Annotated in this window: 16 protein-coding genes and 2 pseudogenes; 11 read left to right on the forward strand and 7 right to left on the reverse strand. The window is 71.5% G+C overall.

Going from position 1 to position 20,915, the window contains the following annotated elements; translation table 11 throughout:
* Positions 1–120 precede the first annotated feature (120 nt).
* The 7 genes from ACI2LY_RS17750 (at position 121) to ACI2LY_RS17780 (ending at position 10,792) form a co-directional block, all read left to right on the forward strand.
* Positions 121–1,536: a hypothetical protein gene (locus ACI2LY_RS17750; protein WP_404707933.1), complete on the forward strand. Its 1,416-nt coding sequence runs from the start codon at positions 121–123 to the stop codon at positions 1,534–1,536.
* Positions 1,537–1,550: 14 nt separating this feature from the next.
* Positions 1,551–2,585, forward strand: a complete 1,035-nt coding sequence (locus tag ACI2LY_RS17755; protein WP_404708168.1) for a glutamate ABC transporter substrate-binding protein — start codon at positions 1,551–1,553, stop codon at positions 2,583–2,585.
* Positions 2,586–2,635: 50 nt separating this feature from the next.
* Complete coding sequence (locus ACI2LY_RS17760; RefSeq protein WP_404707934.1) at positions 2,636–3,937, forward strand: hypothetical protein; 1,302 nt, start codon at positions 2,636–2,638, stop codon at positions 3,935–3,937.
* Between the two features lie 53 nt (positions 3,938–3,990).
* Positions 3,991–6,384 carry a tetratricopeptide repeat protein gene (locus tag ACI2LY_RS17765; protein ID WP_404708169.1) on the forward strand — a complete coding sequence of 798 codons (2,394 nt, stop codon included), beginning with the start codon at positions 3,991–3,993 and terminating at the stop codon, positions 6,382–6,384.
* 2 nt (positions 6,385–6,386) lie between these two features.
* Positions 6,387–7,715: a PP2C family serine/threonine-protein phosphatase gene (locus ACI2LY_RS17770; RefSeq protein ID WP_404707935.1), complete on the forward strand. Its 1,329-nt coding sequence runs from the start codon at positions 6,387–6,389 to the stop codon at positions 7,713–7,715.
* A gap of 126 nt (positions 7,716–7,841) precedes the next feature.
* On the forward strand, positions 7,842–9,155 hold the full coding sequence (locus tag ACI2LY_RS17775) for a VWA domain-containing protein (protein WP_404707936.1): 1,314 nt from the start codon (positions 7,842–7,844) through the stop codon (positions 9,153–9,155).
* A gap of 62 nt (positions 9,156–9,217) precedes the next feature.
* Complete coding sequence (locus ACI2LY_RS17780) at positions 9,218–10,792, forward strand: FHA domain-containing protein (RefSeq protein WP_404707937.1); 1,575 nt, start codon at positions 9,218–9,220, stop codon at positions 10,790–10,792.
* Between the two features lie 9 nt (positions 10,793–10,801).
* Here ACI2LY_RS17780 and ACI2LY_RS17785 read toward each other — a convergent pair whose 3' ends face one another.
* Complete coding sequence (locus ACI2LY_RS17785; protein WP_404707938.1) at positions 10,802–11,779, reverse strand: methyltransferase domain-containing protein; 978 nt, start codon at positions 11,777–11,779, stop codon at positions 10,802–10,804.
* Positions 11,780–11,875: 96 nt separating this feature from the next.
* Here ACI2LY_RS17785 and ACI2LY_RS17790 point away from each other — a divergent pair, with 96 nt between their 5' ends.
* Complete coding sequence (locus tag ACI2LY_RS17790) at positions 11,876–12,280, forward strand: globin (protein WP_130333475.1); 405 nt, start codon at positions 11,876–11,878, stop codon at positions 12,278–12,280.
* Positions 12,281–12,298: 18 nt separating this feature from the next.
* On the opposite strand, the gene ACI2LY_RS17795 is transcribed toward ACI2LY_RS17790, so the two are convergent.
* The 3 genes from ACI2LY_RS17795 to ettA are packed head-to-tail and all read right to left on the reverse strand — an operon-like array spanning position 12,299 to position 15,067.
* Positions 12,299–12,982, reverse strand: coding sequence for a hypothetical protein (locus ACI2LY_RS17795; protein ID WP_404707939.1), 684 nt, complete (start codon positions 12,980–12,982; stop codon positions 12,299–12,301).
* Entirely contained in the window at positions 12,979–13,395 is a 417-nt protein-coding gene (locus ACI2LY_RS17800) for an acyl-CoA thioesterase (RefSeq protein WP_404707940.1), read from the reverse strand. Before ACI2LY_RS17800 ends, ACI2LY_RS17795 begins: the two co-directional genes overlap by 4 nt.
* Before the next feature lie 7 nt (positions 13,396–13,402).
* The gene (gene ettA / locus ACI2LY_RS17805) at positions 13,403–15,067 is read right to left on the reverse strand and encodes an energy-dependent translational throttle protein EttA (protein ID WP_404707941.1); all 1,665 of its coding nucleotides are present in this window, start codon (positions 15,065–15,067) and stop codon (positions 13,403–13,405) included.
* Positions 15,068–15,510: 443 nt separating this feature from the next.
* On the opposite strand from ettA, the gene ACI2LY_RS17810 reads away from it, so the two are divergent.
* Positions 15,511–16,110 carry a hypothetical protein gene (locus ACI2LY_RS17810; RefSeq protein ID WP_404707942.1) on the forward strand — a complete coding sequence of 200 codons (600 nt, stop codon included), beginning with the start codon at positions 15,511–15,513 and terminating at the stop codon, positions 16,108–16,110.
* 66 nt (positions 16,111–16,176) lie between these two features.
* On the opposite strand, the gene ACI2LY_RS17815 is transcribed toward ACI2LY_RS17810, so the two are convergent.
* Positions 16,177–17,268, reverse strand: a complete 1,092-nt coding sequence (locus ACI2LY_RS17815; protein WP_404707943.1) for a DUF1152 domain-containing protein — start codon at positions 17,266–17,268, stop codon at positions 16,177–16,179.
* Positions 17,269–17,354: 86 nt separating this feature from the next.
* On the opposite strand from ACI2LY_RS17815, the pseudogene ACI2LY_RS17820 reads away from it, so the two are divergent.
* Together ACI2LY_RS17820 and ACI2LY_RS17825 are read left to right on the forward strand one after the other, a co-directional pair.
* A pseudogene (locus ACI2LY_RS17820) lies at positions 17,355–18,094 on the forward strand (GntR family transcriptional regulator).
* 116 nt (positions 18,095–18,210) lie between these two features.
* Positions 18,211–18,639: pseudogene (locus ACI2LY_RS17825) on the forward strand (ATP-binding protein); the annotation flags it as partial.
* Between the two features lie 37 nt (positions 18,640–18,676).
* Here ACI2LY_RS17825 and ACI2LY_RS17830 read toward each other — a convergent pair.
* Together ACI2LY_RS17830 and ACI2LY_RS17835 are read right to left on the reverse strand one after the other, a co-directional pair.
* Complete coding sequence (locus tag ACI2LY_RS17830; protein ID WP_404708170.1) at positions 18,677–20,029, reverse strand: Cys-Gln thioester bond-forming surface protein; 1,353 nt, start codon at positions 20,027–20,029, stop codon at positions 18,677–18,679.
* A gap of 328 nt (positions 20,030–20,357) precedes the next feature.
* Positions 20,358–20,828, reverse strand: coding sequence for a single-stranded DNA-binding protein (locus ACI2LY_RS17835; RefSeq protein ID WP_404707944.1), 471 nt, complete (start codon positions 20,826–20,828; stop codon positions 20,358–20,360).
* Positions 20,829–20,915 lie beyond the last annotated feature (87 nt).

Consider the following 20,915-nt stretch of genomic DNA (forward strand, 5'->3'; position numbering starts at 1 on the left):
GGACAGAGGGGGTAGAGCCCGCTTCGCGCCCCGATCCGATCAAGTTGCGGTGAAGGCTGGTGCGAAGGGGGGCGGGTGCGGCGATACTGGCGGCCAACGGATGACCATGGGGGAGGTCAGGTGACACAACCGCCGCAGAGCAGTACCGCGTTCGCACCACCGGTCACCTCGGCCACTCCGGCCGTTCCCGCCCAGCGCGGCCCGTCCGGCCCGCCTCCCGTGCGGCGCACCGCGTTCGTCGAGGGGGCCGAGCGGCTGCGGGACGCCGCGACCACCGAGCCGGGGCGGCTGCGGGTCATCGGGGCCGTACTCGCCCTGCTGGTCGTCGCGTTCGGCGCCGTCACCGCCTGGCAGAGCGGCGAGCGGGCCGGTGCCGCCGACGACGTGCTGACCCGGAGCCAGCCGCTCAGCTCGGGCGCGGCCGCCATCTACCGTTCGCTGGCCGACGCCAACACCGCCGCGTCCACCGGCTTCCTGGCGGGCCCGCGGGAGACCACCGCGAACCGGGAGCGGTACGAGGACGACATCCGTACCGCCGCCTCCGGCCTGATCCGGGCCGCCGCCGACACCGAGCCGGGCTCCCCCTCCGAGGCCACCGTCCGCAAGCTGAACCGGCTGCTGCCCGAGTACAAGGGTCTGGTCGAGCGGGCCCGCGTCTACAACCGCCAGGGCTACCCGGTGGGCGGCGCCTATCTGCGGTACGCCAACGAGAAGATGCAGACGGAGATGCTCCCGGCCGCCCAGGACCTGTACACCAAGGAGAACCAGCGGCTGGACGCCGACTACGCGGACGCCACCCCGTACCCCTGGGCGGCGATCGCGCTCGGCCTGCTGGCGCTGGCCGCTCTGGGCCTGGCCCAGTACCGGGACTACCGCCGGACCAACCGCGTCCTGAACCACGGTCTGGTCGCCGCGTCGGCCGCGACCGTCGTGGTGCTGCTGTGGCTGGTCGTCGGCCACACCGTGGCCCGCTCCGGCCTGTTCGGCTCCTACGACCACGGAATCCGCTCGCTGAACGTGCTGCACAACGCCCAGATCGCCGCCCTGAAGGCGCGCGGCAACGAGAACCTGAGCCTGGTGGCGCGCGGGGCGGAGACCGTGGAGGTGGACGGCGTCAAGCAGGACGCGTACTACTACGCCTTCGACCGCGACCTCGGCACGCTGAAGGCCCGGCTCACCGAGGCCCGGCGGTACGCCGACGACGAGCGGGGCGGCGCACCGGTCGACTCGGCCCTCGGTGACACCGCCGAGTGGGAGGACCGGCACGGCACCGCCCGGGACGAGGACGAGAAGGGCAACTACCAGGTGGCGCTGGACCAGGTGATCGGCGCCCACGACACGACCGGCGCGTCCTTCGACGGCGTCGACCGCAGCCTGACCCGCGCCCTCGGCCATGAGCAGACGGAGTTCGACCGGGCCGCGGCCGACGGCCGGGACGCCATGACCGGGCTGCCTGAGGGCGCCGCCGTACTCGGTGTACTGGGCGCGGCGGGCGCGGTGTTCGGCATCGGGCGCAGGCTTTCGGAGTACCGGTGACAGGGGGCCAGGCGATGGACGCGGCGCGGAGGCACACCCGGCTGCGCGGCTGGGGCGGGGTCGGCGCGATGGCCGTGCTGTGCGCGCTGGCACTGGCGTTCGTGCTGCTGCTCCCCCGTACCCAGGCGCACCCGGCGACCGGTGCGGGACCGGCGGGCCGGAACCTGGTCACGGGCAGCCCGGCCCGTGCGGACGACTGCGTGGAGAGCGCGGCGCAGGACCGTACGCCGTCCCCGTCCGGCGCGGACGGCCCGACCATCGATGCCATCAAGGCCCGCGAGGGCGACAAGCGCAAGCTGATCGTCGGCGTCGACCAGAACAGCTACCGCTGGGGCTACCGCAACCCGGGCACCGAGGGCGCGGAGCTGGAGGGCTTCGACATCGATCTCGTCCGCCGCATCGCGGAGGACATCCTCGGCAGCCCGGACGACGTGCAATTCAAGGCGATCCCGACCAGCCAGCGCATCCCCGCGATCCAGGAGGGCCGGGTCGACATGGTGGTCCGCACGATGACCATCACCTGTGACCGGCTGCGCGACGTGGCGTTCTCCGCGCCCTACTTCAAGACCGGCCAGCAACTGCTGGTGCCCGACGCCTCCGGCATCAGCGGCTACGACGAGACGCTGGCCGGCAAACGGGTCTGCACGGCGGCCGGTTCGACCGCCTACGGCAAGCTGAAGGCGGACCGGGAGCGCAAGACGCTGCCCGCCACCACCGACTTCTCCGCCACCGTCCCCAACCAGCTGGACTGCCTGGTGCGGCTCCAACTGGGCGAGGCGGACGCGGTGGTCACCGACGGCGCGCTGGCCGCCAGCCAGGCCGCGCAGGACCCCACGGTGAAGGTGCTGGGCAAGCCCTTCACCACCGAGTACTACGGGGTGGCGATGAAGAAGGACGCCACCGACCTGGTGCGCCGCGTCAACCGCGTCCTGGTGGGCTACCGGGCCGACGGCTGGCAGGCGTCGTACGACAAGTGGCTGTCGGCCACACTGGGCAAGGACGCGCGCTCCTCCAGACCGCCCGCCCCGAAGTACCTGCGCGAGAGCTAGCGCGAAACACGCACGGGCCATACCGACCACACAGCAGCGAGAGGTGATCGATGGGCGTCACGGACCCCGCCGGGCCGGTGATGGACCGGGACGAGGTGGACCGTGCGCTGGCGCGGCTCGGCCAGGAGCACGAGGCCATCGAGACCTCGCTGTTCGCGCTCCAGGACCACGCCGGGCGCCGCCTCCTCGAGGGCGCCGAGCTGACCGGTGTCACCAAGGAGCGGTGGGCCGCCACGGAGGCGTCGATCACCCTGCTCTGGACCTGCTTCGACGCGTACACGGACGCCGTGCGCGAGGCCCGTGAGATCCGCTCCCGGCGCCGCTGGTCCAGCCGAGAGGACCTGGTGGAGCTGACCGGGCTGCTGCGCGGGGAGTCGGTCACGGTGGCGGGCGGCGCCTCGGGCTCGGCTGTGCTCAGCGAGCGCTTCACGCTGGCCGCCCTGGTGGACCGGATGAACGAGCTGTACGCGTCCTCGCTGGACATGGTGGTGGCCGCCGACGCCGTGTGGTCGGCGCTGCCCGCCCGGATCGACCTGCTGGCCGCCGAACTCCAGCGCACCCGCAGACTGGCGCACTCCGTCGGCGTCCGCCCCGGCGAACACCCCTCCGGGGACGACCTGGAGGGCATCACCGCCACCCTGACCGCGCTGCGCGAGGAGGTCGTCCGCGATCCGCTCGCCCACTGGGTACCGGCCGGGGGCAGCTCCGCGCCCGGCGGCGGCCGCCCGGACACCACGGTGTACGACCGCGAGGCGCGGGCCCTGGAGGACGTGCGCCGGGAGATCGAGGCGGTGCTCACCGTCCGGCAGGACGCCGAGGAGCGGCTGATCCGGCTGCGGGACGTGCTCTCCCGCGCCGACCGCACCCTGGCCGAGGCCCGTACCGCGCGCGGCGAGGTGCTGGCGAAGATCGCCGCGACCGAGGTGCCGGTGGTGAGCGGCCCGCCGACCGTGCTCCAGGAACAGCTGGCGGCGGCCGCCGAGTACCGCCGCCAGGCCCGCTGGCACCGCCTCTCCCCGCTGCTGGAGTCCCTGGAGCAGCGGGCGGAGGACGAACTGCTGCGCGCCCGCGAGTCGTTGACGGCCGTCACCGCGCCGCTCGCGGTCCGCGCCGAGCTGCGCGGCCGCCTGGACGCCTACCGGGCGAAGGTCACCCGGCACGGCCTGGCCGAGGACCGGCTGCTGATCGAGCGGTACGACGCGGCCCGCCGGATGCTGTGGAGCGCGCCCTGCGATCTGCGCGTGGCCGAGCAGGCGGTGCTGCGCTATCAGCAGGCGGCGGCCGAACTGCTGGCCCCGCCGAGGGTCCCGGAGCAGTACGCGCCCGAGGACGGCAAGGGAGACCAGGAGTGAGCGAGGAACGGCGCACCTGCCAGCGGCCGGACTGCGCGGGCGCCTACGAGGACATGGGCGGCGGCGAGCTGTACTGCGACACCTGCGGCCTGGCCCCGGTGGTCTCCCCGAAGGCCGCCCCGGAGCCGGTGGGTTCGGTCGGCTCGGCGCCGACCGGGATCAACGGCGGTGTCACCCGCAGCTCCTCGCAGTCCGCCCGCTCCCGGCGCTCGGTGTCGGGGCGGCTCTCCCGCTCGGTGTCGGGGAAGTCGGGCGGCCGTTCGGTGTCGGTGCGCGGCTCGGGCTCGGCGTCCGGACCCTCGGGGCGCGGGCGGCTGGGCGCCGGTCTGGTCGTGGTGCCGCAGGTGCCGAGGCCCGACCCGCGCGCGATGGTGCTGGACGACCCGCAGGTGCCCGAGCGCAAGCGGTACTGCTCCCGCTCGGACTGCGGGGCGCCGGTCGGCCGGGCGCGCGGCGAACGGCCGGGGCGTACCGAGGGGTTCTGCACCAAGTGCGGGCACCCGTACTCCTTCGTGCCCAAGCTGCGCGCCGGGGACATCGTGCACGGGCAGTACGAGGTGGCGGGCTGTCTCGCGCACGGCGGGCTCGGCTGGATCTACCTCGCGGTGGACCGGGCGGTGTCCGACCGCTGGGTGGTGCTCAAGGGGCTGCTGGACACCGGTGACCAGGACGCGATGGCGGCGGCGATCTCGGAGCGCCGGTTCCTCGCGGAGATCGAGCACGCGGGCATCGTCCGGATCTACAACTTCGTCGAGCACCTCGACCAGCGCACCGGCTCGCTCGACGGCTACATCGTCATGGAGTACGTCGGCGGCAAGTCGCTGAAGGAGATCGCCAACGCCCGCCGCACCCCGGACGGCAGGCGGGACCCGCTGCCGGTGGAGCAGGCGTGCGCGTACGGCATCGAGGCGCTGGAGGCGCTCGGCCATCTGCACAGCCGCAACCTGCTGTACTGCGACTTCAAGGTCGACAACGCCATCCAGAGCGAGGACCAGCTCAAGCTGATCGACATGGGCGCCGTGCGCCGCGTGGACGACGAGGAGTCCGCGATCTACGGCACGGTCGGCTACCAGGCCCCCGAGGTCGCCGACGTCGGCCCCTCGGCCGCCAGCGACCTGTACACGGTGGGCCGCACCCTGGCCGTCCTCACCTTCGACTTCCAGGGCTACACCACCGTCCACTCCGACTCGCTGCCCGACCCGGACACCATCGAGGTCTTCCAGCGCTACGAGTCCTTCTACCGCTTCCTGGTCCGCGCCACCGACCCCGACCCGGCCCGCCGGTTCGCCTCCGCGCAGGAGATGGCCGACCAGCTGACCGGCGTGCTGCGCGAGGTCGTCTCGCTGAGCACCGGGCAGGCGCGGCCCGCGCTGTCGACCCTGTTCGGGCCCGAAGTGCGGGTCACGGACACCGAGTTGTTCCCGGCGCTGGACGGCGAGGTGTCCCGGCTCGGCGCCCGCGCGCTGCCCGGGCCGGGGCGTCCGCCCGGTCTGCCGCCCGCGCTGGTCAGGCCGGTCGATACCCCGGCCGCCGCGCTGGCGCTGCCGGTGCCGCTGGTCGACCCGAACGACCCGGACGCCGGTTTCCTCGCGGGCCTCGTCGCCTCCGCGCCGGGCGAGCTGCTCAGCGCCCTGGACGCGGCGCCCGGCCAGAGCGTGGAGACCCGGCTGCGGCGGGTGCGCGCCCGGCTGGAGCACGGCGACCGGGAGGCCGCGCAGGCGACGCTGGCCCGGCTGGACGAGGAACGGCCCGACGACTGGCGGGTGGTCTGGTACCGGGGCGTGGCCGCCCTGGTCACCGGCGACTTCGAGAGCGCCGCGCTCGCCTTCGACGCGATCTACGACGCCTTTCCCGGCGAGGCCGCGCCCAAGCTGGCGCTCGGCCTGTGCGCGGAGGTGCTGGGCCAGCTGGACAACGCCGCCGAGTACTACCGGCTGGTGTGGGCGACCGACCCGAGCTTCGTCAGCGCCGCGTTCGGCCTGGCGCGGGTGCGGCTGGCGAGCGGGGACCGGGCGGGCGCCGTACGCACGCTGGAGTCGGTGCCGGAGTCGTCCATCCACTACACGGCCGCGCGGGTCGCGGCGGTGCGGGCACGGCTGCGGCAACGCACGGCGGCCGCCGGTGACGTACCGTTCCTGGACGACCTGACCGCCGCGGCGGGCCAGGTCGAGGCGCTGGACGCGTACGGGCTCGACCCGGCGCGACGCGAGCGGTTGTCGGCCGAAGTCCTCGGCTGCGCCCTGGACTGGATACTCTCCAGGGGTCAGGACACCGCTCGGCCGGTCACCGGCGGGCGGGTGCTGCTCGGCAGCGGTCTGGACGAGCGGGGCCTCCGCTTCGGACTGGAGCGCGCCTACCGCACGCTGGCCCGGCTGGCGCCCGGCGGCGAGGAGAGGATCAACCTGGTGGAACGGGCCAACCGTTACCGCCCCCGGACGTGGGTGTAGTCATGTCACAGATGCCCCAGCAGGCCGCACTGCCCAAGTGCCCGAGCTGCGCGGAGCCGCTCGAGGCGGGCGATCTCTTCTGCGGCGCGTGCGGATACGACCTGTCCGCCGTGCCCGCGCCGCCCGCGGACCAGCCGACGCTGGCCATGACCGGCGCGCCGGACGGGGACGTCGACTGGCCCGAGCCGGAGCCGGTCACCACCGGCAGCACCGAGCCGCGCGCCCACCGGGCCGCGGACGTGCCCGGCACCGACTCCGGCGGCTCCCCGCTGCACGCGCCCGAACCGGCCGCGTCCGGGGTGCGCTTCGACCGGCGTGCCGACCTGGGCGAGCCGACCGAGCCGACCGAGCCGACGGAACCCACCGAGCCCGACGAGTACCCGCTCCAGGCCCCCGATCCGCGTGCCGAGGCCCCCGCTCAGGTGTGCGTGGCCTGCCGCGCGGGCCGGGTGGACGGCGACGGCTACTGCGAGAACTGCGGGCACGCCCAGCCCCGCGAACGCGACCACATGGAGCGGGAGTCGGGCCCGGTGGCCGCGATCAGCGACCGGGGCCTGCGCCACCACCGCAACGAGGACGACTTCGCCGTGGCGCACACCGCGCTGCCCGACGGCTCCCCCGCCACGCTCGCCGTGGTCTGCGACGGCGTGTCCTCCGCGACCCGCCCCGACGAGGCGTCCACCGCCGCCTCCCGTACCGCCGGTGACGTGCTGCTGGCCGCCCTGCCGCGCGGCACGCATCCGCAGGCGGCGATGCACGAGGCGATCGTGGCGGCCGCGCAGGCCGTGGACGCGCTCGCCGAGCCGCCCGACGGCGCCCGCGAGCACGCCCCGCACCAGAACGCCCCGGCCTGCACGATCGTCGCCTCGGTGGTCGCCTCCGGCCTGCTGGTGGTCGGCTGGGTCGGCGACAGCCGCGCCTACTGGGTGCCGGACGACCGCTCCGCGCCCCCGGCCCGGCTGACCGAGGACGACTCCTGGGCGGCCCAGATGGTGGCGGCCGGCCTGATGAACGAGGCGGAGGCGTACGCCGATGAGCGGGCCCACGCCATCACCGGCTGGCTCGGCGCCGACGCCTATGAACTGGAGCCGCACACCGCGTCGTTCAAGCCGGACCGGTCCGGCGTGGTGCTGGTGTGCACCGACGGGCTGTGGAACTACGCCGAGACGCCCGAGGAGATGGCCGAGGTGCTGCCCCCGGACGCGGCCGCCCGCCCGCTGCACGCCGCGCGGGTACTGGTGGGGCACGCGCTGGACGCCGGGGGCCACGACAACGTAACAGTGGCCGTCGTGCCGTTCCCCGCGCCGCCGCAGGGGGCAGGATCGGCCTGAGGCCGTCGCGCGCCGCGGGGGTCTCGCGCACGGGGAAGCACACGGGCGGACGCGGAGGGGACCGGTCCGCCCGAACGCACCGCCTCGCCGGGAAGCGGGGCGGGTCCGAGGGGGATGTGAACCAGCATGGCCAATTTCGCCAGACCGGGCGGTCCGCGGTTCTCGGTGGACGTCTACCAGAACGAATACCTGCCGGAGGGCGGCCGCGAGGTCAACGCCATCGTGACCGTGACCGCCAAAGGCGGCCGAGCACCGGCCGGACCGGCCGCGTCGGCCGCCGTGGTGCTGATGGTGGACTGCTCGGGCTCGATGGACTACCCGCCGACCAAGATGCGCAACGCCCGTGACGCCACCGCCGCCGCCATCGACACCCTGCGCGACGGGACGCACTTCGGGATCGTCGACGGCACCCATGTCGCCCGCGAGGTCTACCCGGGCGGCGGGCGGCTCGCGGTGGCCGACCCGACCACCCGCGCCCAGGCCAAGCAGGCGCTGCGCAGGCTGAGCGCGGGCGGCGGCACCGCGATCGGCACCTGGCTGCGGCTGGCGGACCGGCTGCTGGCCGGGGCGGACGTGTCGATCCGGCACGGCATCCTGCTGACCGACGGGCGCAACGAGCACGAGTCGGCGGCGGAGCTGAAGGACACCCTCGACGCGTGTGCCGGACGCTTCACCTGTGACGCGCGGGGCGTGGGCACCGACTGGGAAGTGAAAGAAGTCACAGGCATCGCCTCGGCGTTGCTCGGCACCGCCGACATCGTCGCCGATCCGGCCCGGCTCACCGAGGACTTCACCCGGATCATGGAGTCGACGATGGGCAAGGAGGTCGCCGACGTCGCCCTGCGGGTGTGGACGCCGGTCGGCGCGCACCTCAAGTTCGTCAAGCAAGTGGCGCCCACGGTCGAGGAGTTGACCGAGCGGCGCACCGAGGCGGGTCCGCGTGCCGGGGACTACCCCACCGGTTCCTGGGGCGACGAGTCCCGCGACTACCACCTCTGCGTGGAGGTCCCGGCGGCCGGACTGGGCCAGGAGATGCTGGCCGCGCGCGTCTCCTTGGTGGCGGCCCAACCGGACAGAGAGGTACAGAACCTCGGCGCTCAGGGTCTCGTACGGGCCGTGTGGACCGACGACATGGCGGCCTCGACCTCGCTCAACTCCCAAGTCGCCCACTACACCGGCCAGGCCGAACTGGCACAGGCCATCCAGGAAGGTCTCGACCTTCGCAAAGCGGGTGATATGGACGGAGCAACGGCCAAACTGGGACGTGCCGTTCAGCTCGCGGGGGTGTCGGGGAACGCCGATACTGCGAAACTGCTTGCGAAGGTGGTGGACGTGGTCGACGCCCCGACCGGTACTGTGCGGTTGAAGGCGAAGGTCGCGGAGGCCGACGAGATGACTCTCGAGACCCGGTCCACGAAGACTGTTCGCGTCAAGAAGTGAAGTGACCCTGGCGACAGGGACTCCGTAGACACCGATGCCTCAGCAGAAGGGGTACCACCGACATGCCGACCTGCCCGAACGGACACCAGTCGGGTTCCGACGACTGGTGCGAGGTCTGTGGTCACCGCATGGCCGGTGCCGTGCCTCCGCCCCCGCCCTCGTCCGGCGGCGGCTACGGGTTCCCGCCGCCCCGCGCCGAGGGACGCCCCGGCGCCGAGGCCGAGCTGTGCCCGCAGTGCCGTACGCCCCGCGAGGGCGGCGCGCCCTTCTGCGAGGAGTGCCGGTGGAACTTCCTGACCAACACCGCCACCTCGTACACCCCGGCGGCCCCGCCCCGGCAGCAGCAGCCTCGCTACCAGCCGCCGAGCCAGCCGTACGGCGGCGGCGGTGACGGGTTCGACTACCAGGGCTCGCGGCCCTCGCAGGTGAACCGGCCCGCCGAGCCGATACCCCCGTTCGACAACGAGCCCTCGGGCCCCACGCCGTTCGGCGCCGAGCGCCGTCCGGCCTCCCCGCCGCCCACCACGGGCGGCCCCTCCCCCTTCGGCAACCGCCGCCAGGGGCCTCCGCCCGGGTTCGACGAGGGTCCGGGGCAGCGGCCCGCGGGGCCCGGCGCCGGTCCTTCGGGTCCGGGGTCCGGTCCTGGTCAGCAGGGGGGTCCGGGTCAGCCTGGCCGTCCCGGCGGGCCGGGTGGGCCGGGCTATGGCGGTCCCGGCGGTCCCGGTGGTCCCGGTGGCCAGGGCGGTCCGGGTGGCTTCGGCGGCCAGCGGGGTCCGGGCGGTCCGGGCGGCCAGGGCGGTCCCGACAGCTTTGGTGGTCAGCAGGGCCCCGGCGGCCAGGGCGCTCCCAGCGGCCCGGGCGGCTTCGGCGGCCAGCGGGGTCCCGGCGGTCCGGGCGGCCAGGGTGGTCCCGGCGGCCCGGGTGCTCCCAACGGCCCCGGCGGCCCGTCCGGTCCCCCGCCCTTCGGGCGTGAGCCCTCCGCCTTCGGCTCCGCTCCCTCCCGGCAGGCTCCGCCGCCGTCGGGCCCGTCCGCGCCGACCGGCTTCCCGCCGGAGAGCGGCCGTACCCCGGCCGGAGGCCCGTCCTTCGCCGACGACGACTGGGTGATCCCCCCGCCGCCGTCGAACAACGGCCCCTCCGGCGCCCCTGGTGGCGGTTACGGCTACCCGCAGCAGCCCGGCACCGGCCAGTCGCAGGGCTACCCGCAGGCTCCGCAGCCCCCGCAGGGACCGGCGACCTGGACCGCGACCATCGGCCCGGACCGCGACTACTTCATGGCGATGATGCAGCGCTCCGGCCCCGAGGCCGCGGGCCTGAACCTGCCCGCGTACTCCCCCGAGCAGCAGCGCACGCTCACCGGCAACCAGATGACCATCGGCCGTCGCAGGCACTCCACCGGCGACACCCCCGACGTCGACCTGTCGGTGCCGCCGGAGGACCCCGGCGTCTCCCACCAGCACGCGGTGCTGGTGCAGCAGCCGGACGGCGGCTGGGCGGTCGTCGACCAGAATTCGACGAACGGCACCACGGTCAACGGCTCCGACGAGCCGATCCAGCCGTTCGTGCCGGTACCGCTCCAGGACGGCGACCGGGTGCACGTGGGCGCCTGGACGACGATCACCGTCCGCCGAGGCTGACCAGGGCGTTCACGGCAGCGGCCAGGCGTGGCGGCCCTTCGGGTCGTCCAGCCAGGCCCAGGCGCGGGGGCCGCTGACCGTGACGCCGTACCGTTCGCGGCCCGGCATGCCCGCGCTCTCCCACAGCGCGTACGCCGCCGAGGGCTCCAGCGCGCCCCGGACGAGCCCCAGCAGGAAGCGGAACGACTCCTGGTCCCGCGCCCGCCCCGGAAGTCCCCGCGTGGACACCGGCTCGGCGGGCGCGCGGCTCTCCCCGCGCAGCGGCACGAAGTAGGCGCCGGTGCGCAGGAAGCGGCCCTCGGCGCGGCCGGAGTCGTCGACGGTGAGGTCGAGCAGCCCGTTGTTCAGCGGGGCGATGATCCGGGCGCCGGGCGCGCACTGGGCGATCCAGGGGCGCGGCACCGTGGGCAGCATGCAGGTGGCCATGATCCGGTCGTAGGGGGCGTGCGCGGGCACCCCGTACGCCCCGTCGCCGGTGACCACCAAGGGGTGGTATCCGGCCCTGGTGAGGTTGCGTGCGGCGGGACCGGTGATCTCCTGCTCCATGTCGACCGTGGTGACCAGGGAGTCGTCGCCGAGGCGGTGGGCGATCAGGGCCGCGTTGTAGCCGGTGCCGGTGCCGACCTCCAGCACCCGGTCGCAGTCCCGGACCCCCAGCGCGACCAGCATCCGCGCCATCAGCGAGGGCTGGCTGCTGGAGGAGACCAGCTCGCCGTCGTGCAGCCGGGTGGCCAGCGGGGCGTCCGCGTAGGCGCCGCGCGCCCAGCGTTCCCGCCCGGCCGGATCGGGGTCGTCGGCCGCGTGCCGCTCGTAGCCGCCGAGGACGCCGACGTAGTAGTACGGCACGAACAGATGCCGGGGCACCGCGGCGAACGCCTCCCGCCAGACGGGGTCCGTCCGCCAGGCGCCGTCGCGGTCGATCAGCCGGATCAGCGCGGCCCGCGCCTCGGCGGCCACGGCGGTCAGCTCGGAGTCGTAGGCGCCCATATGTCCACAGTAGGGGCGATTCGCGGGCACGGCGGCGGGCGGTGGCCTGGTCCTACGCCTTGAGTCCTGGGCCCTGTGGTCTGAGACCATGGACGGGTGAACGAGATCCGACGTGGCACGCTTCAGGAGCAGACCTTCTACGAGCAGGTCGGCGGGGAGGAGACCTTCCGCCGGCTCGTCCACCGTTTCTACGAGGGCGTCGCCGAGGACCCGCTGCTGAAGCCCATGTACCCGGAGGAGGACCTCGGCCCGGCCGAGGAGCGGCTCACCCTGTTCCTGATCCAGTACTGGGGCGGCCCCACCACCTACAGCCAGGAGCGCGGCCACCCCCGGCTGCGGATGCGGCACGCCCCGTTCGCCGTGGACCGGGCCGCGCACGACGCCTGGCTCAAGCACATGCGGGACGCGGTGGACGAGCTGGAGCTGTCCGAGGAGCACGAGCGGACGCTGTGGAACTACCTGACGTACGCGGCCGCTTCGATGGTGAACACGGCGGAGTGAGGCTGTTCGTACGGGGGTTCAGCGCACGCTGACGCCCAGCGCGCCCAGCCCGGCCCGTCGTACGGCGATGGACCCGTAGGGGGTGCGCAGCCGGAGCCACGCGCCGGAGGCGAACAGGCCGGTCTCCTCGGCGCTGTCGGGGTCGGGGGGCCGCAGGAAGCCCAGCGAGTGCGCCGCGTGCACGGCCCGCACGGGCAGCCGGGTCGGGGCGACCTCGCGGGACCAGATCTCCCGCCCGATCCGGTCCAGCTCGGCACGGGTGCGCTGCTCGGGCGCCAACTCCTCGGTGCGGGAACGGAATTCGGCGACCGACTGGGCCACGGTCCGATGCAGCGCGGCCGGTCCGGGCAGCCCCGGCTCGGCCCGCCAGCCGCCGCGCGGCGGCAGCACCCCGGCCCATGGGGGCCCGGTGACGGCGGCGGGAACGGCGGCGGTGGCCGCCCGCTCGTCCACCGACTCCAGCAGCTCACCGGCGGAGACGGTCACGTCGAGGGTGGCGTCCAGCCCGTCCTCGTACGGCTTGGCGAGGCGCACCGCGCGGACGGCCAGCACCTCGAAGGAGGGCGGCCGTCCGAACACGGCGAGCGCGGTCCCGGCCGCCTGGAGGCGTACCGCGGCGGCGCGGTCGTAGCGGAGCAGCCGGGTGAGGAAGGCGGCGAGGTCGGCCGCCTCCGTCTCGTCGGCGAGATGGAGCACCGTCATGCGGCGACGGCCTCCTCCTCGGCGGCCTCGTCCTGGTACTCCCGGAGGAACTCCCGCTCCGCCTTGGTGATCCGGCGCGGCCGCTGGGCCTCGAAGTCGAAGGGGACGACGACGGTGGAGGCCGTCACGTACACGGCGTCCGCGTCCTTCACCTCGTAGGTGATGGTGAAGCACGCGGCCCGGATCTCGGTGATCCACAGCTCGATGTCCACCGGGTGGTGCCGGTGGACGAGCTGCCGTTTGTAGTCGATCTCGTGGCGCGCCACGACCGACCCCTGCTGGAAGTCCTTGTCCGGGCGGAACAGGAAGTCGATACGGGCTTCCTCCAGATAGCGGAGGAACACCACGTTGTTGACGTGGCCGTACGCGTCCATGTCCGCCCAGCGCAGGGGGCAGCGGTAGATGTGGCGCAAGGTGCGATCAGCCCCGAGTCAGCTTCTTGTAGGTGGCGCGGTGCGGACGCGCGGCGTCGGCGCCGAGCCGCTCGATCTTGTTCTTCTCGTACGACTCGAAGTTGCCCTCGAACCAGAACCACTTCGACTCACCCTCGTAGGCGAGGATGTGCGTGGCGACTCGGTCCAGGAACCAGCGGTCGTGGGAGACGACCACGGCGCAGCCGGGGAACTCCAGCAGCGCGTTCTCCAGGCTGGAGAGCGTCTCGACGTCGAGGTCGTTGGTGGGCTCGTCGAGGAGCAGCAGGTTGCCGCCCTGCTTGAGGGTGAGCGCCAGGTTGAGGCGGTTGCGCTCACCGCCGGACAGCACGCCCGCGGGCTTCTGCTGGTCCGGACCCTTGAAGCCGAAGGCCGACACGTACGCGCGGCTCGGCATCTCGACCTGGCCGACGTTGATGTAGTCGAGGCCGTCGGACACGACCTCCCACAGCGTCTTCTTGGGGTCGATGTTCTCGCGGCTCTGGTCGACGTACGAGATCTTGACCGTGTCGCCGACCTTGATGCCGCCGGAGTCCGGGGTCTCGAGGCCCTGGATCATCTTGAACAGCGTGGTCTTGCCCGCGCCGTTCGGGCCGATGATGCCGACGATGCCGTTGCGCGGCAGCGTGAAGCTCAGGTCGTCGACGAGGATCTTCTCGCCGAACGCCTTGTTGAGGTCGTTGACCTCGACGACGATGCTGCCCAGACGCGGGCCCGGCGGGATCTGGATCTCCTCGAAGTCCAGCTTCCGCATCTTGTCGGCCTCGGCCGCCATCTCCTCGTAACGGGCGAGGCGCGCCTTGGACTTGGCCTGACGCCCCTTGGCGTTGGACCGCACCCAGTCCAGCTCTTCCTTGAGCCGCTTGGCGCGCTTGGCGTCCTTCTGGCCCTCGACCTTCAGACGGGTCTGCTTGGTCTCCAGGTAGGTGGAGTAGTTGCCCTCGTACGGGTACGCGCGGCCGCGGTCCAGCTCGAGGATCCACTCGGCCACGTTGTCCAGGAAGTACCGGTCGTGGGTGATGGCCACGACGGTGCCCGGGTACTTGGCGAGGTGCTGCTCCAGCCAGTTCACCGACTCGGCGTCGAGGTGGTTGGTGGGCTCGTCGAGGAGCAGCAGGTCGGGCTGCTCCAGGAGCAGCTTGCAGAGCGCGACGCGGCGCTTCTCGCCACCGGAGAGGGTGGTGACGGGCCAGTCGCCGGGCGGGCAGCCCAGGGCGTCCATGGCCTGCTCGAGCTGGGCGTCGAGGTCCCACGCGTTGGCGTGGTCCAGCTCCTCCTGGAGCTTGCCCATCTCGTCGAGCAGCGCGTCGGAGTAGTCGGTCGCCATCAGCTCGGCGATCTCGTTGAACCGGTCGAGCTTGCCCTTGATCTCGGCGACGCCCTCCTGGACGTTCTCCAGGACCGTCTTCTCGTCGTTCAGCGGGGGCTCCTGCAGCAGGATGCCGACGCTGTAGCCCGGGGAGATGAAGGCGTCACCGTTGGACGGCTGCTGCAGCCCGGCCATGATCTGCAGCACGGTCGACTTACCGGCACCGTTCGGACCGACGACGCCGATCTTCGCCCCCGGCAGGAAGTTCAGGGTGACGTCGTCGAGGATCACCTTGTCGCCGTGCGCTTTGCGCGCCTTGCGCATGGTGTAAATGAACTCAGCCAAGAGAAACCGTCCGGCAGCTTGAAATCTGGCAGTGGGCAGATACACCCCATCTTGCCGTACGGCCAGGGGTAGGTGGTAACCCGTTCCGGCGGGGGGCTGTGAGCTGGCCCTTCTGTGGCGGGTGCGGCTCGGCCCTTACTGTCGGTCACCCCTTGATCAGCCCACTGCAACGCCGCCCACCCTCAACAGTCACCGACTGGGCGACAACGCGGGACAGGCAACGGCAGGTGATCTGCGCGACGCGCGTACGAACGGAACAACGCGACTTGCACCGCCAACCCCTGGCATCCGGTGGAACACGAACGCCGGAGACCGTTGCCGCCATGCCGCATACCGCCCCTCACACCTGGGGACGTCTAGTCGGGTACTTGCTCCTCCTTCAAGCCAGGAGAGCTGAGACCAGCAGGCGCCTTACGGAACAGGCATTTATCGCAGGGGGAATAATGGAGTGGGGAACGATCATCACCGTCCTCATCGGTGGACTTATTGGATTGAGCGGCGACACCATTGGCAGAATAGGGGCTCACCGTCAGGCACAGAGGGCTCGACGAGAGGGCTTGGAGGATGCCGAGACAGCACGAAGGAAAGCCATTGAGGACAACGAAAGGAAAGGGAGGGAGGACAGGGAGAGGCTCGCAGTGGAGAACATCCTTAAGGCTTACCTTGGAAATCCCATCATGCTCCTCAATCAACCGACAGAAGAGGCATCCCTGAGCGTCGCCAACATATGCATCACCTTGGGGTTCGAGCAGTCTTTTCTCCTCGATAGGGAGTTGCGTCACCGCATCGCTGAAATCGGTTACTTTCTGGACCTCGCGGCAGCGGACGGGGTCGTCGAATACTCGCTTCCGGAGGTGGGCTTCCTCTCGCGGAGCGAGACTCGAATGCTGATGGGAGCATGGTCCAGGGGGGAGGACCTGCCAGACTCCATCGGAGGGTGGAAGGAGATCCGCGACAGCCGTCCACAGGTTGAGGCGCGATGGCAGGAGAAGTTGCGCAGCGCGGGATCACGCGTGGTCATACCCCCGCTTTCCACGTATTAAGAATGAGGCCCTTGGCCGCACATCCGATCCGTACGCCACCGCGACACAATCGAAAGAGTTACCACATCACCTTACTCTTATACTCCACAACGGAACGGCGTACCGTTCAGGCCGGCTAGTGATGAGCAGTCGACGCAAGGCATCGCACTGCTTGCCGTTGAGATTCAAAGCTTCCGCAAGGTGGCGGAACGTCGTATGGCTTACTCCGCTATCACGCTCTTCCGCTTCAAACTTGTCGAGGCGGGACAGCACTGCTTCGCTAACGCGCCTTCGTAGCGGCCCCTCCGCCAAGCGAACTGCCTTGGTCCGCTCGTAGTCGATCTCTGAGAAGCCACACACTCGTCGGCTGTGCGCATCGGCCGCGTGGAGCGTTCGTGTTCCGGTGATGGCGCGGGCCAGGGTGTTGCGAATCATCGCCTCGCCAAGATCGACCTCGTGCACTCTCGGACCATCATCTGTCAGAGGCACAGGCAGGCTGGCATCCCGGATCTTGCAGGTGCCTCGGATTCCCCTGGCCGTCGCGGTGAGCATCGCGGTGGCTTCTGACGGATGCCATTCGAGCACTGGGGTGATCGGTTCTGTATCGCTCACCGTGAGGGCGTGGACTACGGGGCCCAGCACCGGACAGAGCTCGTCGGCAGAAAGCTCGCCATCCAGGCCCGGGCCAGCTACCAGAAGCCGGATCGTTGCGCTCACTTGGGACGCAGCGGCCAGCGTCAGCGCGTCTGCGAGTGGGCTGCGGAGGGTCGGTTCGTCGCCTCGCGCCAGGATGTCGCCGCCTACGTCCAGGAGGTCGATCGACTCGGGGTGCAGGTGGTCGATCAGCTCTTGGAGTTGGCGGGTGATGCCCACCGCACCCTTGTACGGGTCCAGCAGGGCGAAGGTGTGTGGGAGTTCCGCTGCCAGGCGCGGGAGGGTGGAGCCCGCTGGAGGGATCGGCTTGGTCTCAGCCGTTACCGCCCAGACCGAGGGGGTCAGGCGGGACAGGCCCGTGAAGTCGCCGGCTCCGCGTGGGCCTGGGAGGGGGTCGATCAGTAGACGGTCCCACGCGTACGTGAAGATGACCGCGGGGTCCTCGTCGCCATACAGAGCACTGCTCAGCATCGCGGCAGCGATCGCGTCGCCTCCTCCGCCTGCTGCGACGATCAGTCTCGTCATACAAACCAGCGTACGAGTTTGGGCGTTGGTCGGTCACCCTATAGTGGCCAAAGGCCATAGCCACTTGGACGATGAGGGAGGGGAGCATGCCTCAGATCGAGGAGGCTCAGCCGAAATATCTCCAGATCGCGCACTTCATCCGAGACCAGATCCTCCGGGGTGACCTGCGGCCAGGAGACGAGGTGCCCTCGGAGCGGCAGCTCGCCACCGACTGGAAGGTGTCCCGGCCGACCGCCGCACGCTCCCTGGAAGCGCTCAGCCACCAGGGCCTGGTTGAGAAGCGGCAGGGGTCGGGAACGTACGTCCGGAGTCTCGAAGTCAACCGACGTGCACGCGAGTTGTACGGGCGGGCTCGGCAGACCGGGAAGATCTATAGCCCCGGCGAGTACGCGGTCATCACTTCGGCTGGCTGGAGCGAGGCCCCCGAGCATGTCGTGGAGGCGCTCGGGCTGGGCAAGGACCGGCAAGTCGTGCACCGGCGCCGTGTCACCAACGATCAGGACGGGCCCATCATCTGTCCACGTCGTGGTTCACGCCGGACGTCGGCCACAAGGCGCCGAAGCTGACCGACCCCGAGCGGATTCAGCAGGGCACTCTCCTGTACATCGAGAAGATGACCGGGCGGCAGGGCAGTTACGCCGAGGACCGGATGTCTGCGCGCTCCGCCACGGAGGAAGAAGCGGCCGACCTACGACTCGAACAAGGTTCAGCCGTACTGGTCGTTCACCATGTCGTCTTCGACCTCCAGGACCGGCCACTGGAGTTCGCCGAGGCAACCTACCCGCCCCACCGCTGGGCGTTCGAACAGGGTTATCCACTCATCTGACCTCCCCTCGGGTTATGCCGAACCGCTTGCACGCTAGAAGTGGCCAATGCCACTATCCACTAAGTGGCTAAGGCCACTTGGCTGGACAGGCCAAGGCGACGACGAGGAGTGCACGCATGGCTTACGTACTCGACCGCGATCCGTGCCCGGAGTCGCCCCGCATGGGGGCGATGACCTTAGAGCCGGTCCCCGAGTCTGTGGCCCGTGCCCGGCGCTGGTTCCGGAGGTTCATCACCCCGTACGAGCCGATCTGTTCGGTCTACGACTGCGTGCTGCTGATCTCCGAGCTGGTCACCAACGCCATCCTGTACGGGCGCTCGGAGGACCCGTGGACCGTTCGCGTCGAGTGGTACCGCGAGGGGAACTCGCTCCGGGTCGAGGTCCACAACCCGGGCTTCCCGGCCAACGTCCATCTGCGCAAACCCGATGCCAGCGACGCCCACGGGCGCGGGCTGCTGCTGGTCGACTCCATCGCAGACTCGTGGCACGCGGGGCCGAGTTACCTCGGCGGGACGGTCGTCTCCTTCGTCATCGCCGGTGCCTGGACCGACCTCGGTGAGCAGGATGCGGCGGGGGTAACGCCTACTCCCCCGCCCGGTTCTCCCGCCCCCGAAGAATCACCAGCACAGCCCCACCGATGACAACCAGCCCGATCGCCGCCCCCGTGATCACCGGTGTCAGCGCGGACCCGCCCGTCGCCGCCAGGTCCGTGCCCGTGGGGGCCTCGCCAGGGAGGGTGATCGGGGTCGGCTCGCTCAGGGTCTGGGCCGAGGCGGCCGTGGCAGGGCCCTGGGTGGCGCAGTCGAGGACGCCGGTGAAGCGTTGGGTGAAGCCGTTCGGGCCGGTGACGGTGAAGTCGTAGGACTGGTCCTCCTTCAAGGGGACCGTGATCGTGTCGGCCTTGCCGGGGGCGACCGTGTGGGAGGTGCCCATGAGGTCGAAGGTGAAGGGCGCGTCGCCCTTGTCGGCGACCGTGACGTCCACGCCGCCCTTGGCGCAGTTCTTGCGGGCCGACACCGCCGGTACGGCACCCTCGGCGGCCCAGGAGGCGTCGACGGTCGCGGAGACCGTGGACTCGCTGGACCCGGCCAGGATCTGCGTCTGGCTGCGCGACTCGGAGGCGAAGGCGCGGCCCACCGGGACGGTGGTGGACGCCAGCACGGCGACCTGGACCGAGGCGTCCGGCGCGCCCTCGGGTATGTCGAAGAACAGCTGGGTGCCGTCCTGCGCCGAGGTGATCACCTTGCCGGTGCGGTCGATGATCCGTACGCCCTGGGCCGCGGCGTCCGCCGGGGGCGAGACGATCACGCCCGCGGCGTCGGTGTGCACGGTCACCGGGCCCAGCAGGTCACCGGGGCGGCCGGAGACCGCGGGCGGGTCCAGGGTGAGCGAGGCGCGGGGCTCGGCAGCGGGGCGGGCGCTCTTCTCCAGGTAGTCGGCGAGCTTCTCGGCCTGCGGGTCGGCCGCGTCGACCTTGGCCGCGTCCGAGTAGCGCCAGATGGCCACCTGGGTCCCGGCCGCAGCGTCCTGCTCGGTGAGCCCGGTCGCACCGGCCTTGCGGGCGAGTGCGGCGAGGTCGTTCACCTGCGGGTAGGAGTGCTGGAGTATCCAGCGGACGCGCCCGGCGTTCTGGTTGGTGCCCAGCGAGGTGCCGCTCCAGGGGGTCTCCTGGTACTTGGCGTCGCGCTGGGTGGGGTTGTGCAGGTCGACGCAGTACGTCTGGAGGGTGCCGCCGCCGTCCACGGACATGTCGAACAGGCCGGCCGGCACCCGCAGGTCGGTGCCGCCGTCCTCGTGGATCACGGCCTCGCCGTACGTCTTGAGGCCGTTGATCGTGGCCGTCGCACCGTTCTGCGTCTGTGGTCTCTCGTCGGCCAGGGCCGTACCGGCACCGGACAGCACACCGGCCGCCGCCAGCCCACAGGCCAGCGTCATGGCACCGGCGGTCCGGACAGGCACGGTGGACCGGGTGAACCCAGAGAACGCAGAAAGCACAGAATTCCCCTTCGAGCAGGACCCGTTGGACTTGGGGGGCGGTCCCACCAGCAGAAATCACCAACCCCTAGGGGGTGTTCGCCTGGGCATCCTATGGATCAACGAAGCCCATACCCGGCGGTCGGATGGTCGTACGACTGATCCGAGCTGTAATCGTTATCGCGAAGGCGTGTCACGAGCTGGGCTTATCGACAAATCCACCGTTTTAGATGGGGTGTTCTCGGCGCATTCGCCGATAAGCCACGTCTCGGTCAGGCCAGGGATGACGTCATGTCACCAACACTGCCTCTGACTCCTGTTGGGCCTCAGGTTCGGAAGGCGGCGGTGTCTCCCACTGCGGCTCCGGACGCGTCTCCACCCGAGTGGGTGTCTCCGGTTTCGCCGAGCGCCGGAACGCGGCCGTCCCCCGCGTCAGATCGTGGCCGATCGTCACCGCGTCGATGTCGGCCGACGCCCACGCCTGCTGCTGCCCCTCGCGCATCTCGGTCCGCACCTTCAACCGCCCCTGCACCACGAGCGGCTGCCCCACCTCCACCGAGGCGGCCACGTTGACCGCGAGCTGCCGGTTGGCCCACACCGTGAAGAAGTTGGTGTGCCCGTCGGTCCAGAGATTCTTCTCCCGGTCCCAGTACCGCGCGGTCACCGCGAGCCGGAACCGGGCCGACGGGCCGTTCGGCAGCTCCCGGTACACCGGCCGCGTCGCCACATTGCCCACCACGCACAGCACGGTCTCGTTCATCGTGATCCCCTCCCTCGCCCGGCGCTCACCGCCGGACAGCCGGTGCCGCGACGGGCCTGTCCCGTACGGCTTCCTGTGCCGTGCGGC

Origin of the sequence: Streptomyces sp. NPDC002176 (assembly GCF_044903645.1) — a bacterium.
Classification (GTDB): domain Bacteria; phylum Actinomycetota; class Actinomycetes; order Streptomycetales; family Streptomycetaceae; genus Streptomyces.